Annotated in this window: 11 protein-coding genes and 1 pseudogene; 5 read left to right on the top strand and 7 right to left on the bottom strand. The window is 70.5% G+C overall.

Annotated features, from left to right (window positions below):
* Position 1 precedes the first annotated feature (1 nt).
* The 5 genes and pseudogenes from ACZ6S4_RS16285 to ACZ6S4_RS16265 all read left to right on the top strand — a co-directional run.
* A complete protein-coding gene (locus ACZ6S4_RS16285) occupies positions 2-5,971 on the top strand; it encodes a LamG-like jellyroll fold domain-containing protein (RefSeq protein WP_465475705.1) in 5,970 nt (1,989 codons plus the stop codon).
* An 82-nt stretch (positions 5,972-6,053) separates the two neighbouring features.
* On the top strand, positions 6,054-12,656 hold the full coding sequence (locus ACZ6S4_RS16280; protein ID WP_465475704.1) for an RHS repeat domain-containing protein: 6,603 nt from the start codon (positions 6,054-6,056) through the stop codon (positions 12,654-12,656).
* A gap of 17 nt (positions 12,657-12,673) precedes the next feature.
* Entirely contained in the window at positions 12,674-13,594 is a 921-nt protein-coding gene (locus tag ACZ6S4_RS16275) for a hypothetical protein (RefSeq protein ID WP_465475703.1), read from the top strand.
* 133 nt (positions 13,595-13,727) lie between these two features.
* A complete protein-coding gene (locus ACZ6S4_RS16270) occupies positions 13,728-14,522 on the top strand; it encodes a MarR family winged helix-turn-helix transcriptional regulator (RefSeq protein ID WP_465475702.1) in 795 nt (264 codons plus the stop codon).
* Positions 14,519-14,788 (top strand): annotated as a pseudogene (locus tag ACZ6S4_RS16265) (hypothetical protein); the annotation flags it as partial. The gene ACZ6S4_RS16270 and the pseudogene ACZ6S4_RS16265, both read left to right, overlap by 4 nt.
* A 69-nt stretch (positions 14,789-14,857) precedes the next feature.
* Here ACZ6S4_RS16265 and ACZ6S4_RS16260 read toward each other — a convergent pair.
* The 7 genes from ACZ6S4_RS16260 to ACZ6S4_RS16230 form a co-directional block, all read right to left on the bottom strand.
* Entirely contained in the window at positions 14,858-15,934 is a 1,077-nt protein-coding gene (locus ACZ6S4_RS16260; protein WP_465475701.1) for an LLM class flavin-dependent oxidoreductase, read from the bottom strand.
* Entirely contained in the window at positions 15,931-17,268 is a 1,338-nt protein-coding gene (locus tag ACZ6S4_RS16255) for an LLM class flavin-dependent oxidoreductase (protein ID WP_465475700.1), read from the bottom strand. Before ACZ6S4_RS16255 ends, ACZ6S4_RS16260 begins: the two co-directional genes overlap by 4 nt.
* Positions 17,265-18,002 carry an ABC transporter ATP-binding protein gene (locus tag ACZ6S4_RS16250; RefSeq protein WP_465475699.1) on the bottom strand — a complete coding sequence of 246 codons (738 nt, stop codon included), beginning with the start codon at positions 18,000-18,002 and terminating at the stop codon, positions 17,265-17,267. Before ACZ6S4_RS16250 ends, ACZ6S4_RS16255 begins: the two co-directional genes overlap by 4 nt.
* Positions 17,978-18,829, bottom strand: a complete 852-nt coding sequence (locus ACZ6S4_RS16245; protein ID WP_465475698.1) for an ABC transporter permease — start codon at positions 18,827-18,829, stop codon at positions 17,978-17,980. The genes ACZ6S4_RS16250 and ACZ6S4_RS16245 overlap by 25 nt, the downstream gene beginning before the upstream one ends.
* Positions 18,826-19,890 carry an ABC transporter substrate-binding protein gene (locus tag ACZ6S4_RS16240; protein ID WP_465475697.1) on the bottom strand — a complete coding sequence of 355 codons (1,065 nt, stop codon included), beginning with the start codon at positions 19,888-19,890 and terminating at the stop codon, positions 18,826-18,828. The genes ACZ6S4_RS16245 and ACZ6S4_RS16240 overlap by 4 nt, the downstream gene beginning before the upstream one ends.
* 17 nt (positions 19,891-19,907) lie before the next feature.
* Positions 19,908-20,129, bottom strand: a complete 222-nt coding sequence (locus ACZ6S4_RS16235; protein ID WP_465475696.1) for a flavin reductase family protein — start codon at positions 20,127-20,129, stop codon at positions 19,908-19,910.
* Positions 20,130-20,247: 118 nt separating this feature from the next.
* Positions 20,248-21,510 carry an ROK family protein gene (locus ACZ6S4_RS16230; RefSeq protein WP_465475695.1) on the bottom strand — a complete coding sequence of 421 codons (1,263 nt, stop codon included), beginning with the start codon at positions 21,508-21,510 and terminating at the stop codon, positions 20,248-20,250.
* Between the last annotated feature and the right edge of the window lie 16 nt (positions 21,511-21,526).

Below are 21,526 nucleotides of genomic sequence, written 5' to 3'. Positions count from 1 at the left end.
ATTGCTCACCGCTGGTGCGGTCGCGTTCGCGCCGCCGGCCCAGGCCCAAGCACCCGGGCCCGCGGCCCGCCCCGCCGAGGTCTCGGAGAAGCCGCCGGTGGATCCGGTCGCCACGGCCATCACCGAGGCGCGGACCGGCGGCGAAGCGGTGCCGGTCCCCTCGCTGACGGATGAGTATTCGACCACCTCGGCGAACCCGGACGGCACCCTGTCCGCGGTGTACTCCTCCAGCCCGGAGCGGGTGAAGAAGGACAACACCTGGGTGCCCATCGACACCACCCTGGTCCGGCAGAAGGACGGCAGTTACGGTCCCCGGGCGGCACTCAGCTCGCTGTCCATCTCCGCCGGCGGCGGCACCGACCTGCTGTCGATCAGGGACGGCCAGGCGGTGCTGAAGTTCTCCTGGGACAAGAAGCTGCCGGCCGCGGTGCTCTCCGGTGACACGGCGACGTACCCGGAGGTCCTGCCTGATGTGGACCTGCAGGTCACTGCCGACGCCACCGGGTATTCCTCGATGCTGGTGGTCAAGACGGCGCGGGCCGCGACCAGTCCGGCTCTGAAGCAGATCAATTTCGGGCTGACCGGTGTCGGGCTGAAGCTGGCCGAGACCCGCAACGGTGGCGCCGAGGCGGTCGACAGCAAGACCGGGAAGCGGGTGTTCCACACCGACACCGCGCTGATGTGGGACAGCACCCCGCCGGCCGCCGGGCCGCCGACCGAGGTGGACGCCCATGAGATGGGCCGGAACCGGGCGAAGATCAAGGTCGGGGTCAAGGGCGGCAAGCAGACGCTCGTCCCGGACCAGGGCCTGCTGTCCGCCAAGGACACCAAGTACCCGGTGTACATCGACCCGTACTGGTCCGGATCGCCCGGCAAGTCGCAGCTGAACTGGGCGCGGATCTCCAGCAACGGCTGGAACGTCTACAACTCGACGTCGACCACCGGCTCGACCAGCGCCCGGATCGGTTACGACAACTGGGCCGGCGGCGACGGCGAGAAGGCCCGCACCTATTACCGGATGAACACGGCCGGCATCAAGGGCGCGCAGATCTTCGAGGCCAGCCTGTACGTCGTGCACCGCTGGTCGGCGTCCTGCTACAACACCGCGGCGGTGGTCTACGGCACCGGTGGCGTCAGCAGCTGGAGTTCGTCCGGCCTGAACTGGGACAAGCAGCCGTCCAAGTCGACCGGGGTGCTCTCCACGGTCAACGGCCGGGAGCTGGACTGCGGCACCTCGAAGGTGCGGCCGACCCCGGCCAGCTTCAAGTTCAACGTGCTGAGCTACATCAAGAGCGCGGCGAGCGGCAAGTGGGGCAGCGCCACCTTCCTGGTCGCGGCCAAGAGCGAGAGCGACAAGTACAACTGGAAGCAGCTCGGTTACGGCGGTGGCGCGACCCTGTCGGTCAAGTACAGCTACAAGCCCGCCTTCACCAACGGCACCGGTAACCCGAAGATCAGCCCGTCGGTGACCGACCAGGGCCGGATCCTGACCACGACGCGGACACCGACGCTGACCGCGCACGGCTATTCGCCGAAGGTGAACGGCTACCAGGAGAACGTGCAGATCGCGTACCAGGTGTTCAACTCGGCGGGCACCATGGTCGCCAACGGCTACGGGCCCAAGAGCGGCTACAACCTCAACGGCAGCGCCTGGACGGTCACCCCGGCCCTGGCCGACGGCACGTACTCGTGGAAGGCAGCGATCAAGAACGCCTCCGGAGTGTGGGGTGGAGTCTGGTCGAAGACGCAGACGTTCACCGTCGACACGGTGGCACCCAAGGCGCCGACGGTGGTCTCGACGCAGTTCCCGCCGGACGCGCTCGGCAACGCGTTCACCGACAAGGGCACGTTCCAGCTCGGCAACGACAAGACCAACAACGTCATCGGCTACCTGTTCTCGCTCGACGGCGACCTGGCCAACGTCACCTACGCCGCGAACAAGGGCACCGCGTGGACGGCGACCACCGTGCCCACGCCGGGCACGATCTATTTCGCCCGGGCCGACAACGCCTGGGGGTACGGCACCACCACAGTGATCAACGGCACCGCGGGCCCCCAGTTCGCCCCGGTCAGCGCCGGCGCGCACCGGGTCTTCGCCAAGGCGGTCGACCAGGCCGGCACCACCTCGCCCCAGACCACGTACACCTTCTACGCCGGGACCAGCACCCCGTACTACGCGGCCGGCGACAACATGGTCAACGGCTGGTCGGCGCGGAACAACGACGGCAGCTACACCACGGTGCCCAAGGCGACCACCACCTCCACCACCGGTCAGCTGGTCAGCCAGATCCACTACAGCGGGTGGTACTTCTACAGCGGATACCAGGCGATGCTCGGCAACAAGAGCACCACCAGCAAGGTCGCCGTGAACGACACCGCGACTCTCTCCTTCAACGTCCCGGAACAGGGCCTGTGGGAGGTGGGCGCGAGCCTGATGACCGCACCCGACTACGGCACGTACACCCTGACCCTGGACAAGGGCCAGGCGACCGAGACACTGCTGATCGAGAACTTCGACGCCTACAACGTGCGTGGCGCCGTCAAGTTCCGCAACTTCGGCGTCGTCCGGGACGGCAGCGGCATTGCCCGGACCCTGAGTCGCGGCGTGCACACCGTCACGCTGAAGGTGACCGGTAAGAACGCCGCCTCCGCCGGCTTCCAGGCCGGTATCGACGTGCTGCGGATCGCCCCGGTGCCGACCTGCCCGATCAACAACATCAGCGCCTGTCAGAACAACGCCGCCATCAGCACCTACACCGCCGGCACCACGCCGACGGTCACCGCGGCGAACGCCGACGGCGTCGGCAACAGCATCGAGGCCGCCCATCTGAAGGCGGCCGGGTGGAACCCGGACAGCACCGTCACGGTCAACGGGGCGCCGATCAAACTGCCGGCCACCTTCGGTGACGGCAAGAACGACAACATCCTGTCGTACGGGCAGGTCGTCACGGTGCCCAGCAGCGGCGTGGTCAACAAGGGCAACGCGGTCGTCTTCGTCGGCTTCACCACCAACGGGCCGGCCCGCAACGCCACCGGAACGATCAACTACGCCCAGACCAGCTGCGGCATGCAGAGCCAGGCGTTCACCCTGGAGACCGTCTCCGACTGGACCAACATGCCGGCCACGGAGAAGGTGCTGACCTTCCCGACGTACAACAAGAACAACGCCACCCGGGTGGCCACCCCGATCAGCATGTTCGCGACCAGCGTGCCCCTGCTGTGTCCCGGCGCCACCGTCGCCAGCGTCACGCTCCCGCTGGTCACCAACGTGGCCCAGGGGGGCCGGTCCACCCTGCACTTCCTGGGCCTGGGCATCCGCCCGACGTCGATCTCCGGCAGCGGCGCGGACGCCACCCACTGGGTGGGCAGCTGGGCCGCAGCCCAGGACGTCGCCGCGGTGCAGGCCACCAACGCCGGCGTCAACAGCGACGTCACCCTGACCAACCAGACGGTCCGCATCCCGGCGCGGCTGAGCATCGGGACCGCCGGCGCCGACCAGAAGGTCCGGGTCCGCCTGGCCAACAGCCTCGGCAAGACGCCGATCACGCTGGACGCCGCCTCGGTCGCGCTGCAGGATCCGGCAGTGGGCGGGGCCGCGGCGAAGTCCGCTCCGATTCCGCTGACCTTCAGCGGGGCCCGGACCGTGACGCTGGCTGCCGGCACGGACGTGCTCAGCGACCCGGTCACCCTGTCCGCCGCGGACCGGGTGACGGCGCTGGTGAGCCTCAAGGTGCGCGGCACCGTGACCGCCGTGCCGGGTCACCGGGACGGCAAGACGCCGATCTACCTGAGCGCGGCGGACAACGCCGACCACACCGGCGAGCAGGCCGCCACGGGCTTCACCACGTCGGCCATCAACGGCCCGCCGTTGCTGTCCGGCATCGACGTCACCACCTCGGCGGCCGACCCGGCCGGCGCGATGGTGCTGTTCGGTGACCAGACGGTGAACGCGGACACCGGCAACTCCTCCGGCGGCGGTCAGCTCAGCGGCCGGCTGACGGACGCGCTGGCCTCCGCCGAGCAGGGCACCGGCGCCGTACCGATGGGTGTGCTGAACCTGGGCAGCAGCAGCTGGGGCACCCAGGGTCAGTTGCCGCAGACCAACTCCACGCTGCCGGAGAACGCCATCGCCGCGGTGGACCGGGCGATCCTCAACCAGGCCAACGTGCGCAGCGCGCTCATCTCCGCCGGTTCCGACGACCTGCGCGCCTGCACCGCCACCACGGCGGAGGCCTGCGCCGAGCCCGTCAAGAAGAAGCTGGTCGCCCTCACCGCCCAGCTGCGTCGTTTCAAGACCGACGACGCCGCGAACGCGGCGGTGCGGCTGCCCAGCCGGACCGGTGGCATCAAGGTCTACGTGGCGACGCTGCCGCCGTTCCACGGTACGCACAACGCGACCCAGGAGGCCGCCCGGAAGCTGGTCAACGACTACATCCTGGGCAACGACGGCGCGGCGACCCTGCAGGGTTACAGCGACGGAGTGGTCAACTTCGCCGCCGCGGTGTCCACCGACTTCGACGATGCGTCGGACACCGTCTTCGCCGACTATCTGTACAACTCGGGCGGCACGCTCTACCCGAGCGACCTCTACTACGAGGCGCTGGGCCGGCAGACGCTCGAGGACATCGACACCATCGACTGGGTCAAGGACGACCAGACCGGTGGCACGGCCGACGGCGACGACCCGGTCGCGGTGTGGGAGTTCAACGAGGACTCCGACGACACGGCCTTCGACACCGGCCACGGCACCGGCAGCGGTCGCACCCGGCACGACGCGGCCCTGACCGACGTGACCCGGGGAGACGGTCATCTCGTCGGCCGCAAGGCCGGGACCTTCAACGGGACCAGCAGCTTCGCCGAGACCGAACTCAGGACCAACACCACGCAGAGCTTCACGGTGGCCTCCTGGGTGCGGCTGACCGACAAGTCCACCGACCGGACCATCTTCACCCGGGACGCCAGTGGCCACGCCTCGCTGTACTTCCAGTACCAGAAGTCGAGCGACCGCTGGCTGGCCCAGATGCCGTCGGCCACCTCCGGCAGCGGGGTGGTCTGGCAGGACGCACTCTCCTCGCAGCCGGCGCGCACCGGGGTGTGGACGCACCTGGCGGCGGTCTACAACGCCGAGCTGAAGACGCTCACCCTGTACGTCAACGGGACGGCGGACACCTCGAAGGACGGCCTCACCACCTTCAACGACGTGAACGGGCCGACCTGGATCGGCCGCAGCGGCAGCACCTGGTTCGCCGGTGACATCGCCGACGTCCGGGTGTGGAACCGGGCTACCAACGAGGCGGAGGTGGAAGACCTGGCGGCGCCGGAAGCGGTGGCCGACTGGCAGTTCGAGGACGACAGCGTCGCCACCGTCGCCAAGGACTGGACCGCTTTCGAGCACGACGGCGCGTTCACCGGTGGAGCGGCGTACACCTACCCGGGGCACAACGACCTCGGGGACATCGGCGCGGTCGCCCTGAACGGGACCGACGCCGCCGTCACCGCCGATGCGCTGCTGCGCACCGATCAGTCGTTCACAGTGAGCGCCTGGGCCCGGCTCACCAAGAAGGACGCCAACTACACCGTGCTCAGCCAGGAGGGCACGCATGCGTCCCGCTTCATGCTGCAGTACGCCAGACAGTGCGACTGCTGGCAGTTCATGCTCACCGACACCGATCAGGCCCTGCCGGCGACCGTGCCGGCCCGGGGCCCGGCCGGGGCGGCGCTGAACACCTGGACCCACCTGGCGGCGACCTACGACGCCGGCACGGGCGCGGTGGCGGTCTACGTCAACGGTGACCTCGCCGGCTCGGCCACCGCGGCGGCCCCACCGTGGAACGCCACCGGCAAGTTCACGGTGGGCCGTACCCGCTGGGACGACCACGACAGCGACTGGTTCCCCGGTGCCGTGGACGCGGTCCGGGTGTTCCAGGGCGTCGAGTCCGCCGACCGGATCAAGGAATTCAGTACTTCCTGATCCATGTAGTGCTCGCAAGGACAGAGGAGGACCCGGTGGGCCGCACGGCCCACCGGTCGGGTCGTGCGGAGGGTGTCGGCAAATGCTGTCCAACAACGGTCACTCCACCGGTATCGCATCTGGTTGGCGGCTGCTCACCAGGGCGGTGGCGGTGCTGGTGCTGATACCGGGATCCGTGTTCCTCCTTCCGGTGGCGGCCTCGGCCAAGCCCGGGCACTCCGCGTTCCCCGAGCCGCCGGCTCCCAAGCGGGTGTCCCTGGCGAAGAAGAAGAGCGCCCCTCCGCTCGCGAAGCGCCGGCCGTACGCCCGCTTCGATCCGTCGGCGCGGGCGAAGCTCCCGGGCGTCGGCCGGGCCACTGTGGAGCTGTCCGGCGCGTCCGGCCGGGCCGCCACCGCCGAGTCGGCCCGATCCTGGACCCGGGCCGGCGACACCCCGGTCTCGGTGTCCCGGGCCCGGTCCGGTTCCGGCCCGAGCCGGGTGCAGGTGGCCACGGCGGACCAGAAGGCCGCCCGGAAGGCCGGCGTTCGAGGTGTGCTGTTCACCGTGCGCGGCGCCGACGCGGCCGGCACCGTCGGTGTGACCGTCGACAGCTCGACGTTCCGCAACGCGTACGGCGGTGACTACGCTTCCCGGCTGCGGCTGGTGCGGCTACCGGAGTGCGCGCTCACCACACCGGACCTGCCGCAGTGCCAGACCCGTACGCCGGTGCCGACCAAGGCCGGCGCGCCACTGACCGCGGAGGTCTCCCTGGCGGCCGGCTCCCGGGTCGCGGTGCTCGCCGCGACCTCCGGAGCCGACGGCTCGACCGGTGACTACAGCGCCACCAGCCTCTCGGCCGGCGGAAGCTGGTCGGTCGGCGGCAACACCGGCTCGTTCAGCTACAGCTACCCGATCGCCATCCCGCAGTCGATCGGCGCGCTGGCGCCCAGCATGGAGCTCTCCTACAGCTCCTCGTCCCAGGACGCGCGCACCGTCGGCACCAACAACCAGTCCTCCTGGATCGGCGACGGGTGGGGCTCGACCGAGAGCTACGTCGAGCGCAGTTACCAGAACTGCGGTGACGTCTCGGGTTCCGGTGCCGAGAAGAACAACGCCGACCTGTGCTGGGTCGGTCAGGTGCTGACCATGTCGTTGAACGGCGTGTCCACCGCCATCGTCTGGGACGCGGCGAAGAAGACCTTCCGTCCCGCCGAGGACGACGCGAGCATCAAGATCGAGAACCTGTTCGGCGCGACCAACGGCACCAAGAACGGTGAGTACTTCCGGATCACCCAGAACGGGGTGCAGTACTACTTCGGCCTGAACCGGCTGCCCGGCTGGAGTGCCGGCAAGGACGAGACCGAGTCCGTCTACACGGCGCCGATCTACAAGGCGCACGCCGGCGTGGACGAGTGCCCGGACAGCTCGACGTTCGCCGACACCAAATGCACGCTCGGGTACCGCTTCAACCTCGATTACGCCGTCGACCTGGACAGCAACGCGATGGCGTACTACTACGCGCCGGAGATCGGCCACTACGGGGCGAACCTGAAGAAGAACGCCGTCTCGTACATCCGCGGCGGCACCCTCAAACGCATCGACTACGGCATGACCGCCTCGACGATCTACTCGGCGACCGCTCCGGAGCAGATCAAGTTCGCCGTCGAGGAGCGGTGCCTGCCCGGCAAGCCGGCCGGCAACACCTGCTCGGACAGCCAGTTCACCGACGCCCACCCGGAGTACTGGCCGGACACCCCGATCGACCTGAACTGCACCGCCGGCGCCACCGACTGCGTCAACCACGCACCGACCTTCTGGATCCGCAACCGGCTCACCTCGATCACCACCCAGGTGCAGGTCGGCGGGGTCACCAAGCAGCTGGGCCGGTACGAGCTCACGCACGCCTTCCCGGACGGCGGCGACCACGCGCCGACGTTGTGGCTGGACTCGATCAGGCACATCGGCCTGGACCGGCTCGGCGGCGCCACCGCCGACACCGTCACCCCACCGGTCACGTTCTTCCCGGTGCAGATCGCGAACCGGGTCGGCACCGTGCCGGGCCTGCCGCTGATGTACCACACCCGGATCCAGAACGTGGTCAGTGAGGCAGGCGCCGAGACCACGGTCGAGTACAGCACCCCCACCTGCTCCGGGCTGCCCAAGAGCGATCTGTCCGACGACAAGGACACCGCGGCGCAGCGGTTCGCCTCGACCAACACCACCGGCTGCTTCCCGGTCTACTGGACCCCCGAGTCGCAGCCGCGGCCGATGATCGACTGGTTCTACACCCACCCGGTCAAACGGGTCACCACGATCGACAAGCACAACCGGTACCAGGACGGATCCCAGCCCAAGCTGGTCAGTGAGTACACCTACCTGGGCAAGCCGGGGTGGCACTACGACGACAACGAGGTGGTGAAGTCCAAGAACCGCACCTGGGGGCAGTTCCGCGGCTACCCGACCGTCGAGGTCACCACCGGTGATCCGGACGTCTTCCACTACACCAACCGCAAACAGGTCTTCGACTCCAAGACGCTGACCCGCAGCCACTACTTCCTGGGCATGAACGGCGACACCCTGCCGGACGGCGGCACCCGGTCGGTGCCCGCCCTGACCAGCCAGGACAAGACCGTCACGGTCGCCGACAACAACGCGTACGCCGGCCTGACCTTCGAGAGCGAGCAGTTCACCGAGGACGGCGGCACGCTCAACTCGTCCACCGTGAGCGTGCCGACGCTGATCGGCCCCACCGCCAGCCGGTCGCGCAGCGGCCTGCCCGCGCTGACCGCGCAGATGGTGCGGCCCGGCAAGACGATCACCCGCAGCAAGGTCTCGTACGGCTGGCGCAAGACCGAAAGCGCCACCTTCTACGACACCACCGTCGGCCGGAGCACCACCGGCAAGGCCGTGCAGTACGTCGACCGGGGTGAGGTCGGGGCCGCCGGCAACGTCCCGAACTGCACGTTCAGCCGCTACGCCGACGGTGCCGTGGCCACGCTCGTGCTGCTCACCGAGGTGATCGAGACGGATCAGGACTGTGCGAGCGCCGGGGCCGACCCGGCCGGCAACCTGATCTCCCATGTGAAGACCTCGTACGACACCAAGGGCCATCCGAACCAGGTGCAGCAGGCCACCGCGAGCTCCGGCGCGACCGCGACGGCGTTCGTGGTCGAGAAGACGATGACCTACGACTCGTACGGCCGGCCCACGTCCGCGGTCAGCACGCCGAACTCCAAGGCCGCCGACGGCAAGACCAGCATCGCGCGCAGCGTCTACACCCGGCGCAGCCCGGCGGCCGGCGCCCTGCCCGCCACGGTCACCACCATCACCACCGTCACCCCCGGCGTGGACTGTTCGGCGGCGACCGTCTCCACCAAGGACTGCCAGCTCGTCACCGAGATCCGCAATCCCGGCCGGCAGCTGCCGCTCGCCGCGACCGACGTGGCCGGGGCGCGGAGCTCGATGAGTTACGACGCGCTCGGCCGGCTCCGCGAGGTGTGGCTGGCGAACCAGGACCGGGCCGCCGGGGCGCCGCCGAGCATCACGTACGACTACAAGACCTCGGCGACCGGGCCGAGCGTGGTCACCACCAAGTCACTGCAGGACAGCGGCAAGTACGCCGTCAGCAAGGTCCTGTACGACGCCATGCTGCGGACCCTGGAGAGCCAGGACACCGGCGAGAACGGCACCGTCATCGCCACCGACGTGCAGTACGACTCGCACGGCTGGAAGGTGCTGACCAACGACGGCTACGCGGCCGTGGGCAGCCCGTCCGACTCGCTGCTGTCCGACCAGTTGTCGCAGGTGTCGATCCCGGCCACCACGGTCGAGGACCACGACGGCATGGGCCGGGTCACCCAGTCGATCACCGAGCACAACGGGGGCCAGACCACGCGTACGCGGACCGCGTACGCCGGTGACCGGACCACGACCATTCCGCCGCTGGGCGGCGTCGCGGTCACCGAGACCGTCAACGCGCGGGGGCAGCGGACCCAGCTCGACCAGTACACCCAGTGGCCGACCGTGACCGGTGACCCGGGAAGCGGCTTCACCGTCGCCGGCGGGACCGCCCAGAGCATCAAGTACACGTACACCCCGGCCGGGAAACAGGCCACGGTCACCGGTCCGGACAATGCGGTCTGGTCGTTCAAGTACGACCTGCGCGGCCGGCAGTCCTCGCAGACCGACCCGGACACCGGCTCGACCTTCACCTCGTACGACGACGCGGGCAATCTGCTCAGCACCAAGGACGCCCGCGGCATCCAGCTCGACTACACCTATGACCTGCTGGGCCGCAAGCTGGCCGGCACCGACCGCTCGAAGAACAACTTCAAGTTCGCGTCGTGGACCTACGACACCCTGCGGATCGGCCTGCCCACCTCGTCCACCCGCTACGTCTCCGGGGTGACCGGCGGCTACACGGTCGGGGTGACCGGCTATTCCACGATGGGCAAGCCGCTGGGCCAGACCATCAGCCTTCCCTCCGCGGAGAGCCCGCTGCCGGTGGAGTACACCACCGCGCTGCGGTACAGCGACACCGAGGAGCAGCTGGTCCAGCAGGACGACCCGGCCGTCGGCGGGTTGCCCGGCGAGACCATCACCTACAGCTACAACCTGCGGGGCATGCCGACCAGGACGTCCGGCATCGACCTGTACGTCGCCGACTCCATCTACACGGACTTCGGCAAGCCGTCGAAGATGACCATGGGCGCCTCCACCAACCAGGTCGAGGCGATCTACTCCTACGACGAGGAGAACCTGCGGCTCTCCGGCCGCACCATCTCGCGCTCGCAGGGGATCGGGCCGGTCGTCGACCACACCTCCTACCGGTACGACGAGGTGGGCAATCCGCTGTCGGTGGTCAACGAGCAGACCGAGAGCGGCAACACCGTCACCGACGCGCAGTGCTACCAGTACAACACGCTCAAGCGCCTGGTCGAGGCGTGGACGTCGGCGTCGCCCACCTGCGCCTCCGCGCCGTCCGGCACGGTGGCCACGGGGGCCGGGTCGTACTGGCAGACCTTCACGTACGACGCTGTCGGCAACCGCACCCAGGCGGTGGAACACTCCACCACCGGCGGCGCCGACGTCACCGAGAAGTACACCAACGGCTGCTCCACCGGCTGCAACCGGACCGGGGCGCAGCCGCACACGCTGACCGCCACCAGCGGTGGCGCCGACCCCACCGGCTTCGTCTACGACGTCACCGGCAACCTGCTCACCCGGACCGCGACCAGCGGCAAGAACCAGACGATGAGCTGGGACAGCGAGGGCCGGCTGGCCAAGGTGGTCAGCACCGGGGCGAACGCCGGCACGACCGAGTACGTGTACGACGCGGACGGCCGCCAGCTGATCCGCCGCGACCCCGGTCGCACCACCCTGTTCGCCGGCGACACCCAGGTGGTCGTCAACACCTCGGTCAAGCCGGCGGTCGTGCTGGGTGCGGTTCGCATCTACAGCCACGGCACCGGATCCGCCGTCGCCATGCGCTCGACGTTGCCCGGTGGCGGCACGCACTACCTCTTCAGCGACCCGGTGGGCACCGCCGGCCTGGCCATCGACACCACCACCCAGGCCGTTTCCCGCCAGCAGAACAAGCCGTACGGCGAACCCCGGGGCAGCGCGAACACCGCGGCCTGGCCGGACACCACCCGCGGCTATCTGGGTGCGCCGAAGGACACCGGGAACGGCTACACCGACCTCGGGGCCCGCAAGTACGACCCCGCGCTGGGCCGGTTCATCAGCCCGGACCCGATCCTGGAGACCACCGACCCGAACCAGCTGGGCGGATACACCTACGCCGGTGACAACCCGATCGCCTCGTCCGACCCGAGCGGCCTCGTCCCCGAGGAGATCTGGAACGGCCTGATCACCCCCGAGGAGTACTACGGGATCGTCGGTGGGACCGGCGCCGGCAAGGATGACGGCGGTGGCAAGGGCGGCAAGGGCGGCAAGGGCAAGGGGAAGGGCAAAGGCAAGGGCGCTCCGGGCGAGGATTACGAAAACTACACCCGCCGGCACAACGCGGCGCAGCTGCAGGCGGCGGAGTGGCTCGCGATGTTCCATTCCAGCTGGTACATCATCATGGAATTCCGGATCCCGGGAGCGTCGAAGTCGGGCAACGGGAACGACGGGTACGCCGACATCGTGGCCTACGACCGGATCAATGAGGAGTGGTACATCTGGGAGGTGAAACGGGTCGGCGGCGACAAGAACGCCGCCTCCGGCGCGGAGGCGAAGGGGCCCAAGGACATCGACTGGTACATCGAGCACTTCGAGGACTCGCATCCCGGCGAGGAGATGCGCCGTGGTCCGGACCTGCCGGTGGAGCTCCTCCAGCCCGACCCGGACGATCCCAAGGGCAGCACGCTGGTCACCGCCCCGGCGAGGCACGGTGACCGGGTCCGCGGGCCGGAATATGAGGGCGTGATCGTATATTGGACGCGCAAACAGCGAGAAGACGAGCCGCAGATGAAGACCTGGAAGTCCGACGTCTACCGTGGCCGGGCGGCGCTGGGCATGCCGAACGAGAACATTCCGATCCCCCTGCCCGCACCGGCGCCGTCACCCAGTCAGACGCCGGCGCCGCCGAAGCCGGGCTTCTGGGAGAACGAGTGGAACAAGTGGAAGGAACGGCAGAGTGATCCCTTCGGTGGTGGGATCCCGTGGCTGCCGGTGCCGATCCGCGTGCCGATCGTGGTGTGACGCGTAGGGAGACAGGAATGACCCAGTTCTGGCTTGAAGTGCAGCTGAATGTCGACACCAGCCGGGGATCGCTCGCCGATGCGGCGTACGTCTGGTTCGACACGCTGACCCAGGCGCTGACCCCCGCCGAGCGGGCCGAGCTGGCCGGCCTGCCGGCGGCGACCCGGATCAACCCGCTGGCGGAGGGTCCGCAGGGCGAGCCCGGCACGTTGTACGGCCTCATCGAGGTCGACCGTTCGATCGGCGGCGGCTACCCGACCACCGAGCGTCGCCATCTGTCGGACGAGGGCTTGGAGTGGCTGCGGGGCGAGCTGGCTGACATGCCGAAGAAGGTGACGGTGTGGATCGGCCGCTTCACCGAGAACGGGTTCCTCGGCGGTCGGTTGATGTACGCCAAGGCGTGGCCGTTGCGGGACACGCCCGGCTGGCTGGTCCTGGACGCCCAGGTGCCGGCCGACGACTTCACCGACCCCGGCGCCGGGCGGGCCGAGCAGCAGCGCTGGCTCGGTGCGATCCGGCAGGCCGCGGACCGGCTCAACCCGAGCTACGGCCAGATCGACTACTGGCGGGACAAGGGCAGTACCGCGCTGGAAAGATGCTCCAGAGGGCTGGCGCGGAACGCGCAACTGGCGATCCCGCAGACCCGGGAGCGGCTGCGCGGCTACTCCTGGCTGACGATCGCCGCGCAGGAGGTCGCCGAGAAACTCGGCGGCGCTGCTGCGCTAGCCGCCACCGGCGCGTTCGCCGAGGTGGAACCGCTCGCCGAGGGCGGGCTCTGGCTCCTGGCCACGGAGGACTTCGCCGACTACGGGATGAAAGCCGCGGAAGCGGTGTTCCACGCGGTGGCTCCGGCGCTGCCGCCCGGCATGCCCCGCCAGCGCGATGTCTACGGCGAGCCGCCGACGTTCGTGGTGATCGCCGACCCGTCCGATCGATGAGGTAGATCCTGGCTGATTGATGTCGGATCCGGGCCGCGCTGTTCGTAGCTACGGTGAACGCCGCCCACGAGGGCGTCGTCACGACCGCGGGAGGTGCCGGCCGATGTCGCATCCACAGGCCAAGGTTCACCGTATGTTCGAGCTCGTCGAGCCGATCGCCACCGTCACCTTCTCCGAGGTGCCGAACGAGGCGTTCCTGGCGCTGGGCATGCGCAACTACTGGGACGGATATTTCGCGGGCCGGGCGGCGCCGCTGGGTTTGGCGCCGGCTGAGGTGGTACACGCGGTCTTCTACAACTTCGCCGACGGTGAGGTGGCCCGCCACATCCCGTGGGTGTGGGGAAAGATCACCCCGCAGGAGGCGATCGTCGTGCGCGAGCGGGGCAGCGCTGCCGCGCTGCGGCAGATGATCGGGGAGCTGGCCGACTCGCCAGGCCTGGTGCGGGTCGCTGACCTCGCCACCCGGGCGGCGGTCAGCGCGCCGACCGAGGGCCGGGTGCTGTATGCCGGGCTCAGGGCGCTCGGGGTGCCCGAGGAGCCGGTGGCCCGGCTCTGGCACGCGGCGACGCTGCTGCGGGAACACCGCGGCGACGGCCACAACGCCGCCCTGGTCGCGCACGGCATCGGCGGCACCGAGGCGCATGTGCTGCTTGCTCTGTCGCTCGGCATGAGGGCACAGGAGTTCGGCCGGGTCCATCACCTGCCGAGGGCGCAGCTGGCCGCTGTCGTCGACGGGCTGCGCGACCGCGGCCTCGTGGACGCTGCCGGCGGGTTCACCGACGCCGGCCAGGAGATCAGGGAGCGGATCGAGGCCGTCACCGACGAGCTGGCGGCGCCGGCGTACGACGTGCTGAGCGCGGACGAGCTCGACGAGCTGATCGCGGGCCTCGAACCGATCGCCGCCGCCGTCCAGGCCGCCGGCAACTGAGCGGCGATGAGCCGACGACCACGACCCCGCTGCCCCGCCCACCGAGGCAGATCCGGAAGCCGGGATGGACCTCGAGAGGGAAGCTGCAGAACTGCCCCGGCGTCCCCGGCACCGTCGGACCCGACGACGCCGCCGCCTGGGTCTTCAACGTCGCCCGCGAGGGCGACAAGGCAGCCCGCCGCGCCGTCGACCGCTACGTCAAGGACGTCGCGGTCGGCACCGCCGCGCTCGTGCTGACCCTGGACCCGCAGGTCGTCATCTTCGGCGGCGGCCTCTCCGCCCCGGTGCCCCCCCCGCCGCCGGTAGCGCCGGCCTGGCTCCGCGGGCGGCCGGGCTCAGCCGGAAGGCACCGGCTCGCGCAGCCGTCCGATGAGGGCGTCCCCGACCCGCGCCGTCTCCTGCTTGTACGGCGTGTCCGACAGCACGAAGTGGCTGACGCCCAGGTCGGCGTACCGCCGTAGCGCGGCGGCGACGTCGTCCGCGGAGCCGACCAGCCATGTCGTGCCCGCACCGCCGCCGCCGTACCGGCCGGGAGCGGTGTAGAGGCAGCTGTCCAGCACGTCCGCGCGGCCGGCCAGATCCAGCAGGCGTTGCTGACCGACCGCGGGAGCGCCGCGCCGGTCGAGGCGCCGGTCACCGAACGAGGCCGGGCGCTGCGCCATCGCGGCGACCCGGGCCTCCGCGTCGCGCCACGCCTCCTCGGTCGTGTCCCGGACCAGCGTCGTGACGCGCAGGCCGAACTCCAGCGGGGGCAGGTCGCGGTCCAGGTCCGTGCTCAGGCGGCGGAGCCGGTCGATGCGTTCGGCGATGCCGTCCAGCGGTTCGCCCCAGAACAGCTGCACGTCGGCCTCGGTCGCGGACACCCGCTCCGAGGCGGGGGACGCGCCGCCGAAATAGAGGCGGGGACCGTTGGCGTACGGGCGGGGGACCACCGTCGAGTTGGTGACGGAGAAGTGCTCACCCGCGTACGTGACGTTCTCCTCGGTCCAGAGCCGTCGGGCCGTACGCATGAACTCCTTGGTCCTGGCGTACCGCTGGGCCTGGTCGCCTTCCGTGTCGCCGTAGGCGGCCAGGTTGTCCTGGCCGCTGACGATGTTGACCAGCAGCCGGCCGCCGCTGAGCCGGTCCAGGGTGGCGGCCGCGCTGGCGAAGTGCGCCGGCTGCCAGTAGCCCGGGCGGATGGCCACCAGCGGCCGGAAGGTCGTGGTGCGGGCGGCGAGCGCGGTGGCGACCGTGAACGTGTCCGGCCGGCCCCAGCCGGTGCCGATCAGGGCCCCCGCCCAGCCGTGCCGCTCGGCGGTCAGGGCCAGGTCCACGCTGTGCTCCAGAGTGCCGTAGCCCTCGACCGTGTCGTCGCCGCGGTGCCCCGGCTCGACGGTGTTGGGGATGTACCACAGGAACGTCGCGCTCATCGGATCGGCTCTCCGGTCAGGACCAGGCGGTTGGCCGGGCGGGGCAGCCCGTAGTGCTCGCGCAGCGTGGTGCCCTCGTACTCGGTGCGGAACAGACCGCGCTCCCGCAGGATCGGCACGACCTTGGTCGCGAAGGCCTCGATCCCGGAAGGCAGGACGGCCGGCATGATGTTGAAGCCGTCGGCGGCGCCGTTCTCGAAGTACTGCTGGATCGTGTCGGCGACCTGCACCGGCGTACCGGTGAAGGTGCGGTGGCCGCGCCCGCCGCCCAGCCGGCCGATCAGCTCGCGCACGGTCAGGTTGTCCCGCCGGGCCCAGTCCACGATGAGCGTGCGGCGGCTCTTCGCACCCTCGATCTGGTCCTCGCCGGGCAGCTGCGCGGGCAACGGCCGGTCGAGGTGCAGGGTGTCGGCGTCGACGCCGAGCGTCTGGGCCAGCGTCCGCAGGGCGTACTGCGGCGCGATCAGCCGATCCAGTTCGGCGTCGAGCTCGCGGGCCTCGGCCTCGGTGTCACCGATGACCGGGACGATGCCGGGCAGGATGACGACGTGCCCGGGGTCGCGTCCCGCGGCCACGACCCGGCGCTTCAGATCGGCGTAGAACGCCTGGCTCTCCGCGAGGGTCGGCTGCGCGGTGAACACGGCCTCGGCCCATCGGGCGGCGAACTCCTTGCCGTCCTGCGACGACCCGGCCTGCACCAGCAGCGGGTACGCCTGCGGAGAGCGGGGCACGTTCAGCGGCCCGTCCACCCGGAAGAAAGCGCCGCGGTGGTCGATGCGGCGGACCCGGTCGCTCTGCGCGTGCACGCCCCGCTGTTTGTCGGCCACGATCGCGTCGTCGGTCCAGCTGTCCCACAGCTTGGTGGCGACCTCGAGGAACTCGTCGGCCCGCTCGTAGCGGGTGCGGTGCAACGGCTGGTCGGCCAGCCCGAAGTTGCGCGCGGCCGCGTCGCCCGCGGTGGTGACGATGTTCCAGCCGGCCCGGCCGCCCGACAGGTGGTCGAGCGAGGCGAACCGCCGGGCCAGGTTGAAGGGCTCGTTGTACGACGTCGAGGCCGTCGCGATCAGCCCGATGCGGGTCGTGGTCGCGGCCAGGGCGGCGAGCAGGAGCGTCGGTTCCAGCTTGCCGGACGGCCGGCGACCCGGGTCGCTCCACAGCACGGGACTGTCGGCCAGGAACACGGAGTCGAACTTCGCGTCCTCGGCGATCCGGGCCAGGCGCTGATGCGCGGCCAGCGAGAGATTCGCGTACGGGTCGGAGCCGGGCAGCCGCCACGACGCCTCGTGGTGGCCGGTGTCGTGCAGGAACAGATTGAAGTGCAGCTTGCGGCTCATCGGCTCTCCTCGTCGACGCCCAGTTCGTCCAGCAGGTAGGTGCGGATCTCGGCGAACGCGGGATCGGAGCGCGTACGCCGGGTCAGGTCCACGCGTACGTCGGTGCGCACGACGCCGGCATCCAGCAGGATCACCCGGTCGGCCAGCACGATCGCCTCGTCGACGTCGTGGGTCACCAGCAGCACCGCCGGCCGGTGCTTCTCGCAGAGCTTGCGGAGCAGGGTGTGCATCCGGATGCGGGTGAGGGCGTCGAGCGCGCCGAACGGCTCGTCGGCCAGCAGCAGCTGGGGCTCGCGGACGAGCGAGCGGGCCAGCGCGGCCCGTTGCTGCTCGCCGCCGGACAGCTGGTAGGGCCAGGCGCGTTCGCGGCCGGCCAGGCCCACCTCGTCCAGCGCCTGCCGGCCCCGGTCGGCGGCGTCGGCGCCGCGCAGCCCGAAGACGACGTTGTCCAGGATCCGCTTCCAGGGCAGCAGCCGGGAGTCCTGGAAGACCACCGACACGGAGCCGGGCACCACGATCCGGCCGTGGCCGGCGACGTCGCGGTCCAGCCCGGCCAGAGCCCGCAGCAGGGTGCTCTTGCCGGTGCCCGATCGCCCGATGAGCGCCACGAACTCGCCGGCCGCGATGTCGAGGTCGAGTCCGTTGAGGACGCCGCCGTTCTTGGTGAAGCTGCGGTGCAGGTTGCGGATGCGGACCGCCGGTTCCGTGGTCAGTCCTCGAGCGTCCGTCGCCATGCGAGCACCTTCCTTCCTGTGGCACGGACGGCCGTGTCGGCCAGGTAGCCGAAGATCCCGTAGAGCACCAGGCCGACGACGATGACGTCGGTCTGGCCGTACTGCTCGGCCAGGGTGATCATGTGGCCGATGCCGCTGGTGGCGTTGTACTGCTCGACCACGACCAGGCCGAGCAGCGACGAGGTCACCGCGAACCGCATGCCGAGCAGGAAGCCGGGCAGGGCGCCGGGCAGCACCACGTGCCGGACGAACTCGCCGCGCCCGATGCCGATGGTCTCGGCCAGTTCGGCGTACCGGCCGTCGATGCCGCGCAGCCCGTTGTGGGTGTGCACGTAGATCGGGACCATGCTGATCAGCGCGATGGTCACGATCTTCATCTCCTGGCCGATGCCGAACCAGGCGATGAACAGCGGGATCAGCGCCAGGGTGGGGATCGAGCGCTTGATCTGGATCGGCCCGTCGAACAGGGCCTCGCCGATGCGGGACAGCCCGGAGATCACGGCGAGCACCGTGCCGCTGATCACTCCGAGGGCGAGCCCGACCACGGCGCGCTGCAGGGAGGACAGGATGTTGCCGAGCAGGTCGTGCTCGGCCCACTGCTCCCGGAACGCCTGCACCACGTCCCACGGCGCGGTGAGGATGGCCGGGCTGATCAGGCCGGTGGACGAGCCGGCGGACCAGACGGCCAGCACCAGCAGCGGGCCGATCCAGAAGGCGAAGCGGATCCGGTGGCCCGGGCCGAGCCGGCGGCGGACCACGCGGGCGTCGACCCGGGAGTCGTCGGTGCCGGCCTCGCGCACCTGGTCGACGTGGACGGTGGCGGTCATGCGGCATCACCGGAGACCACTTCGGAGCCGGCGGCGTCGGCCTGGACCTGCTCGAAGCGGCGGTCGACCAGCGTGTTCACGTCGATCTTGTCGTGCTTCTGCTCCCGGGCGAGCAGATCGGCGGTCTCCTGGAGCCGGCGTACGGCGTTGTCCCAGCTGGCCGGGATGCCCTTGGTCCCGTCGGTGGCGACCACGTCGCGGGCGTCCGCCGCGCTGAGCCCCTGGGTGTCCTGGTAGTAGAGCTTGGCGTACTCGTCGGGGTGCTTGTTCTGCCAGAGCACCGCCTTGGTGCGCACACTGACGTAGACCTTGAGGGCGGCGGCCTTCTCCGCGTCCTGCACCGCCTTGGTGAGGCAGTAGAGCGTCGAGGCGTCGTCGCGGATGCCGGTGCCGATCGCCACGGCCTGCGGGTACCGGGCCTTGTAGACCTTCACGTACTGGGCGCCGAGCGGGGCCACATCGACGGCCTTGCTGCCCAGTGCCGTCACGTACGCGTCGTCCTTGCTGGTCAGCTCGACCAGCGTGACGTCCTTCTGGCTCAGGCCGGCCTTCTGCAGCACCCGCAGCACGAGGGCGCCCTGGGCCTGGCCGGCGCTGTAGGCGATCTTCTTGCCGCGGAGGTCGGCGAGCGAGGTGACCTTCACCCCGGGAGCGATGCCCAGCTGATAGATGGGGTGCTCGAGCGGGTCGATGGTGACGGCCTGGAAGACGATCTTGGTGGAGGTGCCGGTCCAGGCGGCGAACAGCGACGGGATGTCGGCGACCGCGCTGCAGTCCAGCTTGTCGGCGCGGAAGGCCTGAATGCTCTTCGGGCCGCCGCTGATGTTGGCCCACTGCACCTTCACGCCGGCCGCGGTGAGCTCCTTGTCCAGCCCGGCCGCCTGGAGGACCGCCTGGGTCTGCGGGTCGCCGATGCGGATCTCGGTGCCGCTCGCCACCTTGTCCGGCAGCGCGGCGGTCAGTTCCAGCGTCGTACCGGTGTCGCCGCTGCCGCAGGCGGAGGTGACGGACAGGGCCGCCACCAGCGCGGCGATGGCCGTTCTTCGAAGTCTCGTGCTCATGATTTCTTCTCCGTGGCTCAGAGGACGTGGAAGGTGCCGTCGTGGTGGAGCAGGGGCGCGCTGCGGTCGGCGAGCTCGCCGACCGCCACCCGGCCGATCACCAGGTGCGACCCGCCGGCCGGATGCCGGTGCTCGATCGAGATCCGCGGCCAGGCCGCCGCGCCGTCCAGCACGGGTTCGCCGGTGGGCAGCCGGCGCCAGCGGGCCGGCGCGAGTGGCCGGGAGACGATGACGGTCATGGGACGGCCTCCGATCGGATGGAGCGCGGGCACGGCGGAGCAGGCCTGCGGGGCGGCAGGCCGGAAGCCGGAAAGGGGTGTCGGGTACCGGATGCGGCGGGATCACCGCCGGCTCAATTCATACTATGCAGCTGGGATTAGGGGGCAACCATGCGTCGGACTGAAATAAGTAGCCGCTGGTGGCCGGGGGTGTGCCGTACACCTGATCGAGGGCGACCGCGCCGCCGGCGACGGCGAGGACGTGGCTCGGAAAGCTCGTCGGCTGCACGGTCCGGGTCATGTCGGCGCCCGTGGCGGAGCAGGCCGCGGCCTCGGCGCGCAACGTCGCCAGGCACGCCGGCAGCCGGTTGGCACCCGCCTCGGCCACCACCAGGACCTCCGGATCGAACAGGTCGAGCAGCAGACCGGCGGCCCGGCCCACGAGGCGTGCGCGCTCCTGGAACAGCGCGACGCCTGCGGGGTTTCCGCTACGGGCCACCTCCACCAGAGCCGTGACGTCCGGCCGGTCGATCAGCCCGTCGGCCAGGGCGCGGCGCACCAGGGTCTGCTCGGAGACGGCCGCTTGCAGGCAGCCGATCCGGCCACAGGCGCAGACCTCGGCGCAGCCCTCGACCGGAAGGTGGGCGACAGCGCCGGCGGCGGACCGGGGACCCTGGTGGACGACTCCGCCCACCGCGAACGCGACATCGACGACGTTGCCCACGAACAGGTGCACCGCACTGCTGCGGGCCCGGCCGGCGACGGCCCCGAAGAGTTGCTCGGCTCGCAGCAGCGCGCGGGAATTGCTGTCGACGCGTACGGGCAGGCCGGTGGTCCGGGCCAGCTCGGCGCCGGCGTGGACGTTGCGCCAGCCGAGGGCGGGGTGCTCGACGACCGTACCGCCGGTGGTGTCGACCCAGCCGCCGGTGGCCAGCCCGAGACCGAGGATCCGGCGCCGGCCGCCGTGGTCGCGGCGTAGCGCCGACACACCGGCGCCCAGCGCCGCGAGGACGCTGGCCGGGTCGCGCTCGCCGTGCGGGTCCTGGCGCTGGGCGATGATCCGTCCGCGTAGGTCGAGCAGGGCCGTCGTGATGCGGGGGACCGCGATGTGGGCCGCGGCGACCGCGACCGCCTCGGTCTCGATGTCCAGCGGCACGTGCGGCCGCCCGATGCCCGGGCGCCCGGCCGCTTCCGGGGCCTCGCGGACGAGCCCGCGGTCCAGCAGTGCCGGGACGACGCCGCTCACCGTGGCCGCGGACAGGTGCGTCACCCGGGCGACCGAGCTGCGGGCGATCGGGCCGTGGTCGAGAACCGCGCGCAGCACCGCCGTCGCCGAATCCGGCGACCGGCGCGGGCCGGCCGGCGGCAGGTCGCTCCGGCGGGTCGGACGAGGGTGGGGCATCTGAACCTCGAGTTCT

The sequence above is a fragment of the Actinoplanes sp. NPDC051405 genome, from assembly GCF_055586185.1.
This window is presented reverse-complemented; position numbering and strand designations above follow the sequence as displayed.